The sequence below is a fragment of the Cupriavidus sp. 05N38 genome, assembly GCF_056397345.1.
In genome coordinates this window covers 110373-125946 of sequence record NZ_JBFTNF010000003.1, presented here as the reverse complement: position 1 = coordinate 125946, position 15574 = coordinate 110373, and the positions used below count along the sequence as shown (strand labels likewise).

Below are 15574 nucleotides of genomic sequence, written 5' to 3'. Positions count from 1 at the left end.
GAGACAGAGAGACAGACGAAACGTGATGCAACAACAAGATCCCGCGCCGGCGCAGGCCGCGCGCGCTGCTCCGCAAGACCCGCGCATCGATGCGCGCACCCGCCGCGGCCGCATCCAGATGCTGCTGCTGCTGCTGGTGTGCGCGTCGCCGGTGATCGCTTCCTACCTGACCTACTACGTGTTCAGGCCGGCTGGCGGGACCACCAACTACGGCGCACTCATCGAGCCGCAGCGCCCGATGCCCGCGCTGCAGGTCGCCAACGAGCGCGCCGAGTCCGTGCCGCTGGATAGCTTCAAAGGCAAATGGCTGCTGATCAGTGCCGACGGCGCCGCATGTGATGAAGCCTGCGCGCGCAAGCTGTTCACCATCCGCCAGTTGCGCGCGGRCCAGGGCCAGGATCGCGAGCGCATCGTCCCGGTGTGGCTGGTCAGCGACGACGGCCCCATCGATGCACGCCTTTCCTCGGCCTACAACGAGCCGTATGCCGGCGTGCGCTTCTTGCGTGCCCCTCGCGACACGCTGCAGAAATGGCTGCCGCCCGAGCCTGGTGCGCGCATCGAGGACACGCTCTATCTCGTCGACCCGCTCGGCAACCTGATGATGCGTTTCCCGCGGGATCCGGATCCCAAGAAGATGGCTTCCGACCTCAAGAAACTGCTCAAGTACTCCCGCATCGGGTGATCCCGGCGGATGCCGGCTGATGGCCGACGCCAGAACGGCCCAAGATTAACGACCAACGCGCATGCTGCTCCAACTTGCCATCATCGGCGTCCTGATCGCGCTGTTCCCGCTCAGCTACGTGCTGGTCAAGGGAGACCGCAACAAGTACCGCAAGCTGGTGTGGATCACCGCTTTCCTGACGCTGGACCTGATCATGTTCGGCAGCTTCACGCGGCTGACCGATTCCGGCCTGGGCTGCCCGGACTGGCCTGGCTGCTACGGCCACTCCAACCCGCACGCGGCGAGCGAGCCGATCCGCGCGGCCGAGACGGCGATGCCGAGCGGCCCGGTCTCCGTCACCAAGGCCTGGATCGAGATGATCCACCGCTACTTCGCCATGGCCGTGGGGGTGCTGATCATCACGCTGATGGTGCTGGCGTGGGTCAAGCGGCGCGAACTCAGGCAGTCGCCATGGTTCGCCACCGGCGTGCTGTTGCTGGTTTGCGTGCAAGGCGCGTTCGGCGCTTTTACGGTCACGCTCAAACTGCAGCCCATCATCGTCGTCACGCACCTGATGCTCGGCATGAGCCTGCTGGCGGCGCTGATCTGGCTGGGTTCGCGCAACGACCCGCCATTGGGCGTGGCGCGGGATGCCGGCGCGCTGCGCTGGCCGGCAAGGCTCGCGCTGGCCTTGCTGGTGCTGCAGATCTTCCTGGGCGGCTGGGTGAGCACCAATTACGCGGTGCTGGCCTGCACGGACTTCCCGCTATGCAACGGCCAGCTGGTGCCGGAGATGGACTTCCGCCACGGCTTCACGCTCTGGCGCCAACTCGGCATGACCGCCGACGGCGACTACATCCCGCACTCGGCGCTGGTGGCGATCCACTGGGTGCATCGCGGCTTTGCCTTCGTGGTGCTGGCCTACCTGGCCTGGTTCGGCCTGCGGGCGCGCCGCCTGGGCGGGCTGTCGCGCGGCGCGGGGTGGCTGCTGGCCGTGCTGGCGCTGCAACTGGCCACTGGTCTTTCCAACATCGTCTTCGACTGGCCGCTGGTGGCCGCGGTGGCCCACAACGGCGGCGCGGCGGCGCTTCTGATGCTATTGGTTCGCCTCAACTACAATATAGGGCTCGCGGCCCGCTCCGCTGACATTGCTACTGACGTGCCGGCTGCCGTGCGCGCCACATGAAAGAGAAGAACTCCCCCGTGGTTACTGCTACCCACCCCCATCCTGGCGGACGACTCCGCCACCTGGCCCGGCAATACGCCGCGTTGACCAAGCCACGCGTCACGCAGCTGGCTGTCTTCTGCGCCATCATCGGCATGTTCCTGGCCACGCCGGGCATGGTGCCGTGGTCGGTGCTGATCGGCGGCGCGGCCGGGATCTGGTTGCTGGCGGGTGCCGCTTTCGCCATTAACTGCCTGGTCGAGCAGAAAGTGGATGCGCTGATGCGCCGCACCGCGTGGCGGCCGTCGGCGACCGGCGAGATCACCACGATGCAGACCCTGGTGTTCTCGGCCGTGCTGGGCGGGGCAGGGATGTGGGTACTCCATGTCTTCACCAACGACCTGACCATGTGGCTGACGGTGGCGACCTTCGTCGGCTATGCCGTGGTGTACACCATCCTGCTCAAGCCGGCCACGCCGCAGAACATCGTGATCGGCGGGCTGTCCGGCGCGATGCCGCCGGCGCTGGGCTGGGCGGCCGTGGCSGGYAMSGTGCCCGCCGAAGCCTGGTTCCTGGTGCTGATCATCTTCACCTGGACCCCGCCGCATTTCTGGGCCCTGGCGCTGTACCGCCGCGCCGACTACGCCAAGTCCGGCCTGCCGATGCTGCCGATCACCCATGGCGAGCGCTTCACCCTGCTGCATATCCTGCTGTACACGCTGATCATGATCGCGGCGACGCTGCTGCCCTTCGTGTACGGCATGAGCGGGTACATCTACCTGGCGGCAGCGCTGGTCCTGGGCGGCGGTTTCCTGGCCTATGCCTGGAAGTTGTTCTGCAACTATTCCGATGCGCTGGCCCAGCGCACGTTCCGCTTCTCGATCCTCTACCTGTCGCTGTTGTTCGCGGCGCTGCTGATCGATCACTATTTCAAGTTCCTGCCGCAGTCCTGAGCGATGCCGGGAGCACCCGCGCGGTTGCGGCATCTTGTCGCGGCCCCGGCGCGGGGCGGTGCCGATCGGCGATACTGCATCTATCTGCCAATGTGACCAGGCCGCCGTCCGCCTCCATCCGGCTTTCCGGGGCGCCCGGGCCGGCCTGTCCGCCAATCAAGCCGCCAATCAAGCGAATCGCATGCCAAGCCGTCTCTTTCCGGGTTCTTCGTCCAGCTTTGCGCTGTTCCGCCGCTTCTGCCTGCTGGCGCTGTGCTCGCTGCTGCTTGCCGCCTGCGGCCAGCAGCGCGCCTCGTTCAAGAATGTCGACATCAGCGGCGGCAGCGAATTCGGCAAGGATTTCGTCCTCACCGACCACAACGGCAAAGTGCGCTCGATTGCCGACTTCAAGGGCAAGGCCGTGGTGATGTTCTTCGGCTATACGCACTGCCCCGATGTCTGTCCCACCACCATGGCCGAGCTGAAGGCGGTGATGGAGCAACTGGGCCCGGATGCCGACCGCGTGCAGGTGCTGTTCGTCACGGTCGATCCCGAGCGCGATACGCAGGCGCTGCTGGCGCAATACGTGCCCGCCTTCGATCCGCGCTTCCTGGGCATGCGCCCGGCCGACGACGCGGCGCTGCAGAAGGTGGCCAAGGATTTCAAGGTGTTCTACGCCAAGGTGCCGGGTACCTCGCCAAACAACTACACGATGGACCACTCTGCCGGCAGCTATGTATTCGATCCGAGTGGCCGGTTGCGTCTGTTCATCCGCCACGGCCAGGGCCCCGAACCGATCGCGCACGACCTGAAGCAGCTGCTTTCCTGAAGCGGCTCCGCCCGCCAGGGGCGGGATCTCCGGACAAAAAAACAGGGCCGGTCGCGAGACCGGCCCTGTTCCATTCTGGCGCGCGGCTTTCGTTCCGCCGCGCTCCCGCGCAACTATCAGGCAAAGGCCTGCAGCGCACCCTTCATCTTCTTCATCGCCGCGGTTTCGATCTGGCGGATGCGCTCGGCGGAGACACCGAACTCGTCAGCCAGCTCGTGCAGCGTTGAGCCGCCGGAGCCGTCGTCGTTGACGTGCAGCCAGCGCGCCTCGATGATGCGGCGGCTGCGGTCGTCCAGCTTGGTCAGCGCTTCTTCCAGGCCTTGCACCTGCATGCGGTCGTGGCGCTGGGCCTCGATCACGCGGGTCGGCTCGTTGTGGTTGTCAGCCAGGTAGGCGATCGGCGCGAACTCCTCCTCGCCGTCGTCGATCTGGCCTTCCAGCGCCAGGTCGCCGCCCGACAGGCGGGTTTCCATCTCCATCACTTCTTCCGGCTTGACGTTCAGCTCGCGCGCGACCGCGTCGACCTGCTCCGGCGTGAAGGTATGGGCACCCTGCTTGTGGCTGCGCAGGTTGAAGAACAGCTTGCGCTGGGCCTTGGTGGTCGCCACCTTGACCATGCGCCAGTTCTTCAGCACATATTCGTGGATCTCGGCCTTGATCCAGTGCATGGCGTACGACACCAGCCGCACGCCCTGGTCCGGGTCGAAGCGCTTCACGGCCTTCATCAGGCCGATATTGCCTTCCTGGATCAGGTCCGCGTGGGGCAGGCCATAGCCGAGGTACTGGCGGGCGATGGACACCACCAGGCGCAAGTGCGACAGCACCATGCGGCGAGCCGCATCGACGGAGTCATGCTCGCGCAGATCGCGTGCAAGCCGCTGCTCTTCCTCGGGGGTGAGCATGGGGATACGATGGACAGCCTGGATATAGCTGTCCAGGTTTCCCAGGTTTCCGGGAAACGTCAGCGCAAATGCCCCGGCGCCCTGAGGCGCCGTAGGCAGGCGGCTGCTGGTTTGGGTTTGGTCGGCAGATAGGACCGCGTTCACTCGATTGCTCCTTTCGCATCCGGCGGGTGGGTTGCCCGCGGCGCTCGCCCTGAAGGGTCCGCGCACTGCATTGCAACACATATTAGCACTCAAGCCGGGAGACTGCTAAGTTGGAGTCCTTATAGGGTTGATAGTTCCAGGTAATTGGCTTCTGTTTTCAAATAGCCTTTTTTCTGGCTTTCTTCCTGCTATGTGGAGCGACCACTATCCGGCAGCCCCCGCAACGCCATCGGACATTGATCAGAGGGGCGCCGCCGGTCCCGGTTCTGTCGCGCAATGAGATGCTGTGTTTCACCAGCGGCTACACTCTTTTCATTCATGCGGCCGTCAGCATCGGCCTAACCGGGGAAAATGCATGTCTGCTATCGAACACTTGCTCAAACCGCACGTACGTGACCTGGGCGACGGTTTTACCGTCAGCCGGGTGCTGCCGGCCGCGGCGGCCCAGACCGTGGGCCCGTTCATCTTCTTCGACCATATGGGGCCGACGGTGCTTCCGGCCGGGCAGGGGATGGATGTGCGCCCGCATCCGCATATCGGGCTGGCGACCGTCACCTACCTGTTCGAAGGGGAAATCCTTCACCACGACAGCCTGGGCAGCAAGCAGGTCATCAAGCCGGGCGACGTGAACTGGATGACGGCCGGCCGCGGCATCGCGCACTCGGAGCGCTCACCGCAGGCAGCCCGCGAGGCCGGTCCGCGCCTGCACGGCATCCAGACCTGGGTGGCGCTGCCCAAGGAGCACGAGACCGTGGAGCCTTCCTTCTTTCACCATCCTGCCGCGACCCTGCCCAAGCTCGAGCGGCCCGGGGTGCGGATGACGGTGATCGCGGGCGATGCGTTTGGGGCCGAGGCGCCCGTGAAGGTCTTCAGCCGCACGCTGTACGTGGCGATCGATCTGGAGCAGGGCGCAAGCCTCGAGATTCCGCCGGAGCATGCGCAACGCGGCATCTACCCGGTAGACGGCGTGGTCGCGCTGGATGGGGAAGTGTTGCCTGAGCGCCACATGGCGCTGCTGGTGCCGGACCAGACGGTCACGCTGACGGCCGAGGCGCCGTCGCGCGTGATGCTGCTCGGCGGCGACCCCACCGACGGGCACCGCTTTATCTTCTGGAATTTCGTTTCCAGCAGCAAAGATGCCATCGAAGCCGCATCCCAGCGATGGGAGGACGACCAGTTCCCGCGCGTGCCCGGCGAGGACGACCGCATCCCGCTGCCACAGCGCAAGCGCTGACGACGCTGACGACGCGGGCGCCGCCAGCCTCGCCTGCCGCCCCGTTCCCCGTTCAGACCGGGCTGGCCCAGGCCACGCGCGTGCCCTGCTGCAGGCAGCTGCGGATGGCCTCGACCTGCGTGGCGATCGGGGCCGGGACCGGCGCCTTGCCATCCAGCACGGAGCGGATCCAGGCCGCAGTCTGCGCGACGTCGTTGCCGGGTGGCAGTTCCGGCACCTCGCTGATCGAGCCCGCGGTGGGGTCGACCAGTGTGCGCTGGTGCCCGTCGTGCAGCCAGTCGATGCGGCCGCCGCGCCGCGCGTCGGCGACCACCTCGCCCTCGGTGCCGCGCGCCAGCAGCACATTGGCAGGCTCGCGCGAGAAGTAATCGGTCAGGGTCTCGCGGTACTCCGGATGCGTGTAGCTGTACAGGCGCAGGGCCTCGGCCGGCGTATGCGCGCCCACCGGCTGCAGCATCTTGACCACCGTGTGCGAGGAGTTGCGCAGGCCGATCTGCATGCGCCGGTCGAGCATGCGGGCCAGCGCCGGCGACAGCACATCGATCGGCAGCACGGCCAGCGGCCCGGGCTGCCCGGCCTTGGCGCAAAGCAGGGTTTCAGCCTCGGCCACCGTGGCGCAGGGCGCAATGCCCAACGCTTCGAACAGCGCGATGCTGGTCACGCGCCCGTTGAACTCCCGGGTGCCGTGGACCAGCACGGGATGGCCTTCGCGCGCCAGTAACATGGCCAGCAAAGGGATCAGGTTGGGTTGCTTGCGCGCGCCGTTGTAGCTGGGGATGGATACCACCACGCGCTCGGGCGGCGCGGCCAGCGGCAGGCAATGCGCGTGCGCGGCGTCCAGCATGCCGGCCAGTTCGTGCGGTGCCTCGCCCTTGATGCGATAGGCCATCAGCACCGCGCCCAGTTCGATATCGGCCACGCGACCGGCCAGCATGGCGTCAAACAGCGCCTGCGCGTCTTCGCGCGGCAGCGCGCGGGCGCCATTGACGCCCCGGCCGATCTCCTTGATGTACTTCGCCGCGGCGAAGGCGGCGGCGGGCTGGGGCGTGGAGGACGTATCGGTCATGGCGGGATGGGACAGTGTTGTTTGAGGTTCATGATAGCGGAGCGGGCCGGCCCTGCCCATGGCGGCGGCCGGCCCCGGTCAGTCACCTCGCCGTTCCGCGCCGGTCAGGCCGCTTCCTTCAGCGCAGGATTGCGCTGCTTGCGGTACAGGAAGTCCAGCACCGCGGTGCGGCAGGCGTGGTAAGTCTTGTCGTCGGCCAGCGCCATGCGTTCGCGCGGACGCGGCAGGTCCACCGGCAGCACTTCGCCGATGGTCGCGGCGGGCCCGTTGGTCATCATGACGATGCGGTCGGCCAGCAGCACGGCTTCGTCCACGTCGTGGGTCACCATCACCACCGTGCTGCGGGTCTTGGCGACGATCTTGATCAGCTCGTCCTGCAGGTGGGCCCGGGTCAGCGCATCCAGCGCGCCGAACGGCTCGTCCATCAGCAGCACCTTGGGCTCCATCGCCAGCGCGCGCGCGATACCCACGCGCTGCTTCATGCCGCCCGAGATTTCCTGCGGGTACTTGCTCTCGGCATGGGTCAGGCCAACCATGGCCAGCGTGTCATGYGTGCGGGCCTTGAGCTGCGCGCGGCTCTCGCTGCCGCCGAACACGCGTTCTACGCCGAGGTAGACGTTGTCGAAGCAGGTCAGCCACGGCAGCAGCGAGTGGTTCTGGAACACCACCGCACGGTCCGGGCCCGGACCGGCGATCTCGCGTTCGGCGCAGATCAGCGCGCCGCTGCTGGGGCGGTCGAGGCCGGCCARCAGGTTCAGCAGCGTCGATTTGCCGCAGCCCGAGTGGCCGATCAGCGTGACGAACTCGCCGCGGGCGATGGTCAGGTTGACATCGCGCAGGGCGACGAACGGTCCCTTCTTGGTCTTGAAGGTCTGGCCCACGTTTTCGATACGGACGAACTTTTCCATGACGATCTCCCGGATGCCTTAGTTGCCGTAGCTGAATTTCCTGGCCAGGCTCAGCAGCGCGTATTCCAGCAGCAGCCCCACCACGCCGATGATGAAGATGGCGATCACGATGTGCTCGACCTTCAGGTTGTTCCACTCGTCCCACAGCCAGAAGCCGATGCCGGTGCCGCCCGTGAGCATCTCCGCGGCCACGATCACCAGCCAGGCGGTGCCGATGGACAGCCGCACGCCGGTCAGCATATAGGGCAGCACCGCCGGCAGCAGCACCCGCGTGAACACCTTCCACTCGGACAGGTCGAGCACGCGCGCCACGTTCAGGTAGTCCTGCGGCACGCGCGTCACGCCCACCGCGGTGTTGATCACCATCGGCCAGATCGAGCAGATGAAGATGGCCCAGATCGCCGCCGGGTTGGCGGCCTTGAACAGCAGCAGCCCGATCGGCAGCCACGCCAGCGGCGAGACCGGCCGCAGCAGGCTGATGATCGGCGCCATCATGGCGTTGAGAAAGGCAAAGCGGCCCAGCGCGAAGCCAGCCGGAATGCCGATCAGCGCGGCCAGCCCGAAGCCCGCCGCGACGCGCGCCAGCGACGCCAGCACATTCCAGCCGATGCCCTGGTCGTTGGGGCCGTTGCGGTAGAACGGGTCGGAAAACAGCGGCACGGCGGCGTGCCAGGTGGCGGCCGGGGTGGGCAGCGCAGGGCTCATCGTGGCCACGCCGTGCCAGAACAACAGGAACAGCGCAAAGCCGGCGACGGGCGGCATCGCCTTGAGCACGACGGCGCTGACGGCCTCGCGCCGCGCGGCGCGGCGCGCATCGGCCTGAGCCTCGAGCGCGCGGCGTTCGGCGCGCTCGTGCGCTTGCTGGTCGCCGAGCACGGCGAGTCCGGCGGTGCCGCCGGCGTCGGTGGAGGAGACTTGGTTGCCGGCATGTTCGGCCGGTCGAGCTAGTGCATTCACATCAGGCTCCTTCAGGCGCCGGCGCGTCGCCACGCCGGCATTCGGGCTGCAATCGAACCGGCTCAGGCTTTGATCTTGAATCCGTCGGCGTACGCCTTGGGGTCCTTGGTGGCATCCCATGTCACGCCGTCGATCAGGCGCGCCGTGCGGAAATCGCTCTTGGGCACCGGCACCTGCGCGGCTTCGGCCGCCTGCTTGTAGACATCGATGCGGTTGACCTTCTTCGCCACCGCCAGGTAGTCGGGGTGGTCCTTGAGCAGGCCCCAGCGCTTGTGCTGCGTGAGGAACCACATGCCGTCGGAGAGGAAGGGAAAGTTGGCGCTGCCGTCCTGGTAGAACTTCATCGAGTCCGGGTCGTCCCAGGTCTTGCCCAGGCCGTTGCTGTAGCGGCCAAGCATGCGGTCCAGGATGATGTCCATGTCGGTGTTGACATAAGACTTGGCGGCAATGGTTTCGGCGGTCTTGCGGCGGTTGGAGGCCGACGCGTCGATGTACTTCGAGGCTTCGAGCACGGCGGCCACCATGGCGCGCGCGGTGTTGGGGTACTTCTGCACGAACTCGGCCGTGGTGCCCAGGGTCTTCTCCGGGTGATCCTTCCAGATGGCCTGCGTGGTTTCCGCGGTGAAGCCGATCTTGTCGGCAATGGCGCGCGCGCCCCAGGGTTCGCCGACGCAGAAGCCATCCATATTGCCCACGCGCATATTGGCCACCATCTGCGGCGGCGGCACGGTGATGGCCTTGGCGTCCTGCATCGGRTTGATGCCGTTGGCSGCCAGCCAGTAGTACAGCCACATCGCGTGSGTGCCGGTGGGGAAGGTCTGGGCAAAGGTGTAGTCGCGCTTTTCCTTCGTCATCAGCGCCTTCAGGCTGGCGCCGTCCTTGACGCCTTTTTCCGCCAGCTTGGAGGACAGCGTGATGGCCTGGCCGTTGTGGTTGAGGTTCATCAGCACGGCCATGTCCTTCTTGGGCCCGCCGATGCCCAGCTGCACGCCGTAGATCAGGCCGTACAGCACGTGCGCGGCGTCGAGCTCGCCGTTGACCAGCTTGTCGCGCACGCCGGCCCAGGAAGCCTCCTTGGTGGGCGTGATCTTGATGCCGTATTTCTTGTCGAAGCCGAGCGTGCCGGCCATGACCACGGAAGCGCAGTCCGTCAGCGGGATAAAGCCGATCCGCACCTCGGGCTTCTCCGGCGCATCGGAGCCCGCCGCCCAGGCGCCGGCGCGCACCAGCGGGTCGACCAGGGTGATCACGCTGGCGCCGGCGATGGTGGCCAGCGCGCGGCGGCGGCCGCTGCTGGCGGGCACCGCGTCGGCGGCGGCCGTGCTGGCATCGTTGGCGACCGCGGCGTGCAGCGGCTTGGCAAGCTTCAGGCGAGAGGGCATTCCACGGCTCCAAATGAAAAGCGTCCTGAACCGCGCCGCTTTCGCCAGAATGCGGGGCAGGTCAGGACGCCGTTGTCCCGTGATGCGGCGCAGCCTTCGTTGGCGGCGCACATCGGATAGTGATCGGCCTTCGTTGGCCGTCATGGTATCTACGCAAGCGGCGTGCCATGCGTTCATTCGCCGGCGAGGGGCAGGTGCGGCAAAAGGCGGGCATCGGGCGCACGGCGACCGGGAAAAGGGAGGGAGGAATGCGGCGGGCCTGAGCGCACTCGGTGCGCGGCGTGCGCCGGCGCGGCGCCATGTTTGTGCAATGCACCAAGCCCGTGCGGGCCGGTTGCCGGCGCCGTGGGCTCAACTCATCACATCGATCACGCGCCGCGCGGCCTCGACCAGCTTGATGCCGCGCTCCATCGCCATGCTGCGCAGGCGCTTGTAGGCCTCTTCCTCGCTCATGCCGCGCTCCTTCATCAGCAAGCCCTTGGCACGCTCGACTTCCTTGCGCTCGGCCAGCTGCAGGCGCGTGGCATCCAGCTCGGCGCGCAGTTGCTGGTCCAGCTCGAAGCGCGCATAGGCCACATCCAGCACGGTCTTGACGCGCTCGGCGCGCAGGCCGTCGACGATGTAGGCGGTAATGCCCGCCGTGAGCGCCGCCTTGATGCGCTGGGCGTCGTCGTTGTCCGTGAACAGCACGATCGGCCGTGGCGCGTGCTGCGTCGAGACGCACACATGCTCCACGGTGTCGCGCGCAGCCGATTCGGAGGCGATGATGATGAGATCAGGCTGCCGTGCAGCGATGGCGTCGGGCAGGCGCATGTCCGCGTCCGCCGTCTCGATGTCGGTGAAACCCGCCGATACCAGGCCGGCCTGGATGGTCTCGACATTGAGCGGGTCCGCGTCGTGCGGATCGCGCACGAGCAAGATGCGCAGGCTGCGCGAACCCGCCGCGGGTGGCGTCGCGGGACGGGGCGGGCTGGGAGGGGCGGGAGGGCGTCGGGTCATGTTTCCATTGGCGTCGGGACTTGCCATGCAAGATCCGCGCCGACTACGTCTTTATTGTATTGCGGGGTTTCCCGCATTCAATGTCCGCCGGCGTACAAGCCCGAAGGGGGCGGTGTATGCTATTGCCCTGCTGCGCGGCAGGGCGTCTGCCGGCAACGCGCGGCCTGACAAACACAGTACAAAGTCTGGAGAGTTGGATGACCGAATTCGTATTCGCCCCGCCCGCGCCCACCGGCGTGCCCGTGCGCGGCGGCAGCGCGCAGTTCCCGGTGCGCCGGGTCTACTGCGTGGGCCGCAACTATGCCGCCCACGCCCGTGAAATGGGTTCGGACCCCGACCGTGAACCGCCGTTCTTCTTCTGCAAGCCCGCCGACGCGGTGAGCTATGTGGCCGACGGCACCGAAGGCAGCTTCCCGTACCCGCAGGGCACCAGCAACTGCCACTACGAGATCGAACTGGTGGTCGCCATCGGCAAGGGCGGCAAGGACATTGCCGAGGCCCACGCCGCCAGCCACGTGTTCGGCTACGCCATCGGCCTGGACATGACGCGCCGCGACCTGCAGAACGAATCGAAAAAGACCGGCCGCCCCTGGGAAACCGGCAAGGCTTTCGACAAGTCTGCACCGATCGGTCCGATCGTGCCGGTGTCCGCCATCGGCCATCCGGAAAAGGGCGCTGTCACGCTGGCCGTCAACGGCGCCGAAAAGCAGCGCGGCGACCTCTCCGACCTGATCTGGTCGGTGCCGGAAATGGTGTCCTATCTTTCGCGCCTGTTCGAGCTGCATCCCGGCGACCTGATCTACAGCGGCACGCCCGAAGGCGTGGGCGCGGTGGTGAAGGGCGACGTCATGCAGGGCAAGATCGAAGGCCTGGGCGAGCTCATCGTCAAGGTGGTCTAGCCCATGCTGAAGCTCTACAGCTACTTCCGTAGCTCGGCTTCGTACCGGGTGCGCATCGCGCTGAACCTGAAGGGTTTGCCGTACGACTACGTGCCCGTACATCTGCTGCGCGAGGGTGGCCAGCAGCTCCAGCCCGCCTACCGCACGCTCAATCCCGATGCGCTGGTGCCGACCCTGCTCGACGACGATCAGGTCGTGATGCAGTCGATCGCGATGGTGGAGTACCTCGACGAAACGCATCCCGAGCCGCCGCTGCTGCCCGGCAGCGCGCTCGACCGCGCCTATATCCGCGCGGTGGCGTTCGAGGTTGCCTGCGAGATCCATCCGCTCAACAACCTGCGCGTGCTGAAGTACCTCAAGCACACGCTGGGCGTGGCGGAAGAGGCCAAGGACGCGTGGTACCGCCACTGGGTCGAGCTGGGTTTCGAGGCGGTCAACACCAACCTGGCGCGTTCCGGCAAGGCAGGCCGCTTCTGCTTTGGCGACACGCCGACGCTGGCCGATGTCTGCCTGGTGCCGCAGGTCTTCAACGCGCAGCGCTTCAATATCGACGTGAGCCGCTATCCGGCGATCGCCAAGGCGTTCGATGCGTGCATGGCGCTGCCGGCTTTCCAGCAGGCCGAGCCGAAGGCGCAGCCGGACGCGGAGTAGCGCGCCGGCAGTTCAGGCGGCCGTATGAAAAAGCCCCGCAAGCGATTGCGGGGCTTTTTTTCCGCCGGCGCGGGTGTTCAGCCCAGCAGGGCTTCCGCGAACTCGTCGGCCCTGAACGGCTGCAGGTCCTCGACCTTCTCGCCCACGCCGATGAAGTAGACCGGCACCGGGCGCTGCCGCGCGATCGCGGCGAGGATGCCGCCCTTGGCGGTGCCGTCGAGCTTGGTCACGATCAGCCCGGTGAGATTCAGCGCGTCGTCGAACGCCTTGACCTGCGCCAGTGCGTTCTGCCCGGTGTTGGCGTCGATCACCAGCAGCGATTCGTGGGGCGCGCTCGGCATGGCCTTGGCGATCACGCGCTTGACCTTCTTGAGCTCCTCCATCAGGTGCAGCTGCGTSGGCAGGCGKCCRGCGGTRTCGGCCATCACGATATCGATCCCGCGCGCGCGCGCCGCGTTGACCGCGTCGAAGATCACGGCGGCCGGGTCGCCGCTCTCCTGCGAGACGACCGTCACGTTGTTGCGTTCTCCCCAGATCGTCAGCTGTTCGCGCGCGGCGGCGCGGAAGGTGTCGCCCGCGGCCAGCAGCACGGACTGCCCGTAGCTCTGGAAATGCTTGCAGAGCTTGCCGATGCTGGTGGTCTTGCCGGCGCCGTTGACGCCCGCGATCATCATCACCATTGGCTGTTCGCGCCCCAGCTCCATGGTCTTCTCGAGCGGGCGCAGCAGGTTGGTGAGCAGCTCGCGCAGCGCAGTCTTGACGCCTTCGGAGGTCTCGATACGCTCGCTCTTGACGCGCCGGCGCAGCTCGCCCAGCAGGTATTCGGTGGCCTCAACTCCCGCGTCAGCCATCAGCAGCGCGGTTTCCAGCTCCTCGAACAGGGCTTCGTCGACCTTCACGCCGACGAACAGCGTGCCCAGGTTGCGGCTGGTCTTGGACAGCCCCGTGCGCAGGCGCTGTACCCAGCCACGCCTGGCCTCCTGGCTGGCGGCCGGAGGCGGTGTCAGGACCATTTCCTCGCCAGCGGGGGGCTCGGGCAGCCTTGCCGCCGGCATGGGAACGGGCGCCGGGGGGGGAGCCGCCACGGGTAGCGCAGGGGCCACCGGAGCCGCCACCGGGGCTGCATTCGGGGTCGGCGCGGGCGCCGTTACCGGGGCCGGTGCGGCCGCGGGCGCGGGGCTTGGCGCCTCGACTGGCGCACCGGCCGGCTCGGCCTTGCGCTTCTTCCAGAAACTAAACATTGGGAAAGGGGTCAATACCCCGGTAGAATCAATCGCCAAAATTCTAGCAGACGGGGTCGCATGAACCATTGTGCTGTCAGCTCCAGGCCGGGCACCGCCCGTGCCGCATCGCCGGCCGCCGGTGCCGGCGCCAGCCGCGCCGGCGCTTTTGCCCGGCGCCTCCTTCCCGTCCTGCTGATCAGCACCCTGCCCTGGTTTGGCGCGGCCTACGCGCAGACCGGCGTGGTGGCGCCGCCCCTGCCGACCGGCCAGGCCACCGCCTCGCAGAGCGCGGCAGCCGATGCGGCCACCACCGAATTCACGCTGTCCAACGGCATGCGGGTGATCGTCAAGGAAGACCATCGCGCGCCCACCGTGGCCCACCAGATCTGGTATCGCACCGGTGGCATGGACGAGGTCAGCGGCACCACCGGCGTGGCGCACATGCTCGAACACATGATGTTCAAGGGCACGCCCAAGGTCGGCCCAGGCGAATTCTCCAAGCAGATCGCCGCGCTGGGCGGGCGCGAGAACGCCATGACCAACCGCGACTTCACGCTCTACTACCAGCAGATCAGCAAGCAGTACCTGCCGCGCATGATGGAGCTGGAGGCCGACCGCATGGCCAACCTCATCATCAAGAAGGATGAGTTCGAGCGCGAGATGAAGGTGGTGATGGAAGAGCGCCGCCTGCGCACCGATGACTCCGCGCGCGGCACCGTCTACGAGCAGCTGCTGGCCACGGTATTTACAGCGGCGCCTTATCGCCACCCGGTGATCGGCTGGATGGACGACCTCGTCAACATGCGCGTGGAAGACGTGCAGGCCTGGTACCGCGACTGGTACGTGCCCAACAACGCGCTGCTGATCGTCACCGGCGATGTCACCGCGGCCGAAGTCAGGAAACTGGCCGAGCGCACCTATGGCAAGCTCAAGCCGCGCGCGCTGCCGCTGCGCAAGACGCAGCTCGAACCGCTGCAGAAGGGCGTCAAGCGGGTCTGGGTCAAGGCGCCGGCCGAGAACCCCTACGTGGTGATGGCGTACAAGGTGCCGCGCCTGCACGATGTCGACAAGGATGTCGATCCCTACGCGCTGGAAGTCCTGTCGGCCGTGCTCAACGGCTACGACAATGCGCGCCTGACGCGCGACCTGGTGCGCGAGCGGCGCCTGGCCGACGACGTCAATGTCGGCTACGACAGCGTCAACCGCGCCGAATCCATCATCGTGCTCGACGGCACCCCGGCCGCCGGACATACCACCGAGGAGATCGAGCGCGCGCTGCGCGACGAAATCGCCCGCATCGCGCGCGAGGGCGTCTCGCCCGAGGAGCTCAAGCGCGTCAAGGCGCAGGTGGTGGCCGCGCAGATCTACAAGCGCGACTCCGTGTTCGGGCAAGGCATGGAGATCGGCGTGTCGGAGATCTCGGGCATTTCCTGGCGCAAGCTCGACCGCATGCTGGAGCGCATCAAGGAGGTAACGCCGGCCCAGGTGCAGGCGGTGGCAGCAAAGTATTTCAGCGACGACAACCTGACTGTGGCGACGCTGCTGCCCCAGCCGATCGATCCCAACAAGAAGCAGGCACCGGTCGACGCCGGTGCGCTGCGCTGAGTTTCCAAGAGGACCGA

Annotated in this window: 15 protein-coding genes; 8 read left to right on the top strand and 7 right to left on the bottom strand. The window is 67.0% G+C overall.

Going from position 1 to position 15574, the window contains the following annotated elements; all coding sequences use genetic code 11:
- The first annotated feature begins 25 nt into the window (after nt 1-25).
- The 4 genes from AC1DK4_RS03670 (at nt 26) to AC1DK4_RS03655 (ending at nt 3587) form a co-directional block, all read left to right on the top strand.
- On the top strand, nt 26-682 hold the full coding sequence (locus AC1DK4_RS03670; protein WP_477131395.1) for an SCO family protein: 657 nt from the start codon (nt 26-28) through the stop codon (nt 680-682).
- Nucleotides 683-743: 61 nt separating this feature from the next.
- A complete protein-coding gene (locus tag AC1DK4_RS03665; RefSeq protein ID WP_441613741.1) occupies nt 744-1847 on the top strand; it encodes a COX15/CtaA family protein in 1104 nt (367 codons plus the stop codon).
- Nucleotides 1844-2779 (top strand): heme o synthase, encoded by a 936-nt coding sequence (gene cyoE, locus AC1DK4_RS03660; RefSeq protein ID WP_477131394.1) that lies wholly within the window; start codon nt 1844-1846, stop codon nt 2777-2779. Before AC1DK4_RS03665 ends, cyoE begins: the two co-directional genes overlap by 4 nt.
- A 181-nt stretch (nt 2780-2960) precedes the next feature.
- Nucleotides 2961-3587, top strand: coding sequence for an SCO family protein (locus tag AC1DK4_RS03655; protein WP_441613739.1), 627 nt, complete (start codon nt 2961-2963; stop codon nt 3585-3587).
- 116 nt (nt 3588-3703) lie between these two features.
- Here AC1DK4_RS03655 and rpoH read toward each other — a convergent pair whose 3' ends face one another.
- The gene (gene rpoH, locus AC1DK4_RS03650) at nt 3704-4633 is read right to left on the bottom strand and encodes an RNA polymerase sigma factor RpoH (RefSeq protein WP_441613738.1); all 930 of its coding nucleotides are present in this window, start codon (nt 4631-4633) and stop codon (nt 3704-3706) included.
- A 355-nt stretch (nt 4634-4988) separates the two neighbouring features.
- On the opposite strand from rpoH, the gene AC1DK4_RS03645 reads away from it, so the two are divergent.
- Nucleotides 4989-5867: a pirin family protein gene (locus AC1DK4_RS03645; RefSeq protein ID WP_441649700.1), complete on the top strand. Its 879-nt coding sequence runs from the start codon at nt 4989-4991 to the stop codon at nt 5865-5867.
- A 52-nt stretch (nt 5868-5919) separates the two neighbouring features.
- On the opposite strand, the gene ybiB is transcribed toward AC1DK4_RS03645, so the two are convergent.
- The 5 genes from ybiB to AC1DK4_RS03620 form a co-directional block, all read right to left on the bottom strand.
- A complete protein-coding gene (gene ybiB / locus AC1DK4_RS03640; RefSeq protein WP_441613736.1) occupies nt 5920-6933 on the bottom strand; it encodes a DNA-binding protein YbiB in 1014 nt (337 codons plus the stop codon).
- A gap of 104 nt (nt 6934-7037) precedes the next feature.
- Nucleotides 7038-7841: an ABC transporter ATP-binding protein gene (locus AC1DK4_RS03635; RefSeq protein ID WP_441613735.1), complete on the bottom strand. Its 804-nt coding sequence runs from the start codon at nt 7839-7841 to the stop codon at nt 7038-7040.
- Between the two features lie 18 nt (nt 7842-7859).
- Nucleotides 7860-8798, bottom strand: coding sequence for a nitrate ABC transporter permease (ntrB, locus tag AC1DK4_RS03630; protein WP_441613734.1), 939 nt, complete (start codon nt 8796-8798; stop codon nt 7860-7862).
- A 62-nt stretch (nt 8799-8860) separates the two neighbouring features.
- Nucleotides 8861-10180 (bottom strand): CmpA/NrtA family ABC transporter substrate-binding protein, encoded by a 1320-nt coding sequence (locus tag AC1DK4_RS03625; RefSeq protein WP_441649699.1) that lies wholly within the window; start codon nt 10178-10180, stop codon nt 8861-8863.
- Between the two features lie 351 nt (nt 10181-10531).
- A complete protein-coding gene (locus AC1DK4_RS03620; RefSeq protein WP_441613732.1) occupies nt 10532-11179 on the bottom strand; it encodes an ANTAR domain-containing response regulator in 648 nt (215 codons plus the stop codon).
- 197 nt (nt 11180-11376) lie between these two features.
- Between AC1DK4_RS03620 and AC1DK4_RS03615 the strand changes: the two genes are divergently transcribed.
- Nucleotides 11377-12078 (top strand): fumarylacetoacetate hydrolase family protein, encoded by a 702-nt coding sequence (locus tag AC1DK4_RS03615; protein WP_441613731.1) that lies wholly within the window; start codon nt 11377-11379, stop codon nt 12076-12078.
- Nucleotides 12079-12084: 6 nt separating this feature from the next.
- Complete coding sequence (gene maiA / locus AC1DK4_RS03610) at nt 12085-12729, top strand: maleylacetoacetate isomerase (protein ID WP_441613824.1); 645 nt, start codon at nt 12085-12087, stop codon at nt 12727-12729.
- Between the two features lie 77 nt (nt 12730-12806).
- Here the strand turns inward: maiA and ftsY are convergent, their stop codons facing one another.
- Nucleotides 12807-13970: a signal recognition particle-docking protein FtsY gene (gene ftsY, locus AC1DK4_RS03605; RefSeq protein WP_441649698.1), complete on the bottom strand. Its 1164-nt coding sequence runs from the start codon at nt 13968-13970 to the stop codon at nt 12807-12809.
- A 60-nt stretch (nt 13971-14030) separates the two neighbouring features.
- Here ftsY and AC1DK4_RS03600 point away from each other — a divergent pair, with 60 nt between their 5' ends.
- Nucleotides 14031-15557 carry a M16 family metallopeptidase gene (locus AC1DK4_RS03600; RefSeq protein WP_441613729.1) on the top strand — a complete coding sequence of 509 codons (1527 nt, stop codon included), beginning with the start codon at nt 14031-14033 and terminating at the stop codon, nt 15555-15557.
- Nucleotides 15558-15574 lie beyond the last annotated feature (17 nt).

What these genes read in the sequence shown, in the direction of transcription:
- AC1DK4_RS03655 (WP_441613739.1), top strand. Translation starts at nt 2,961, where the DNA reads ATGCCAAGCCGTCTCTTTCCGGGTTCTTCGTCCAGCTTTGCGCTGTTC.
- AC1DK4_RS03645 (WP_441649700.1), top strand. Translation starts at nt 4,989, where the DNA reads ATGTCTGCTATCGAACACTTGCTCAAACCGCACGTACGTGACCTGGGC.
- ybiB (WP_441613736.1), bottom strand. Translation starts at nt 6,933, where the DNA reads ATGACCGATACGTCCTCCACGCCCCAGCCCGCCGCCGCCTTCGCCGCG.
- AC1DK4_RS03620 (WP_441613732.1), bottom strand. Translation starts at nt 11,179, where the DNA reads ATGACCCGACGCCCTCCCGCCCCTCCCAGCCCGCCCCGTCCCGCGACG.
- AC1DK4_RS03615 (WP_441613731.1), top strand. Translation starts at nt 11,377, where the DNA reads ATGACCGAATTCGTATTCGCCCCGCCCGCGCCCACCGGCGTGCCCGTG.
- AC1DK4_RS03600 (WP_441613729.1), top strand. Translation starts at nt 14,031, where the DNA reads ATGAACCATTGTGCTGTCAGCTCCAGGCCGGGCACCGCCCGTGCCGCA.
- AC1DK4_RS03665 (WP_441613741.1), top strand. Translation starts at nt 744, where the DNA reads ATGCTGCTCCAACTTGCCATCATCGGCGTCCTGATCGCGCTGTTCCCG.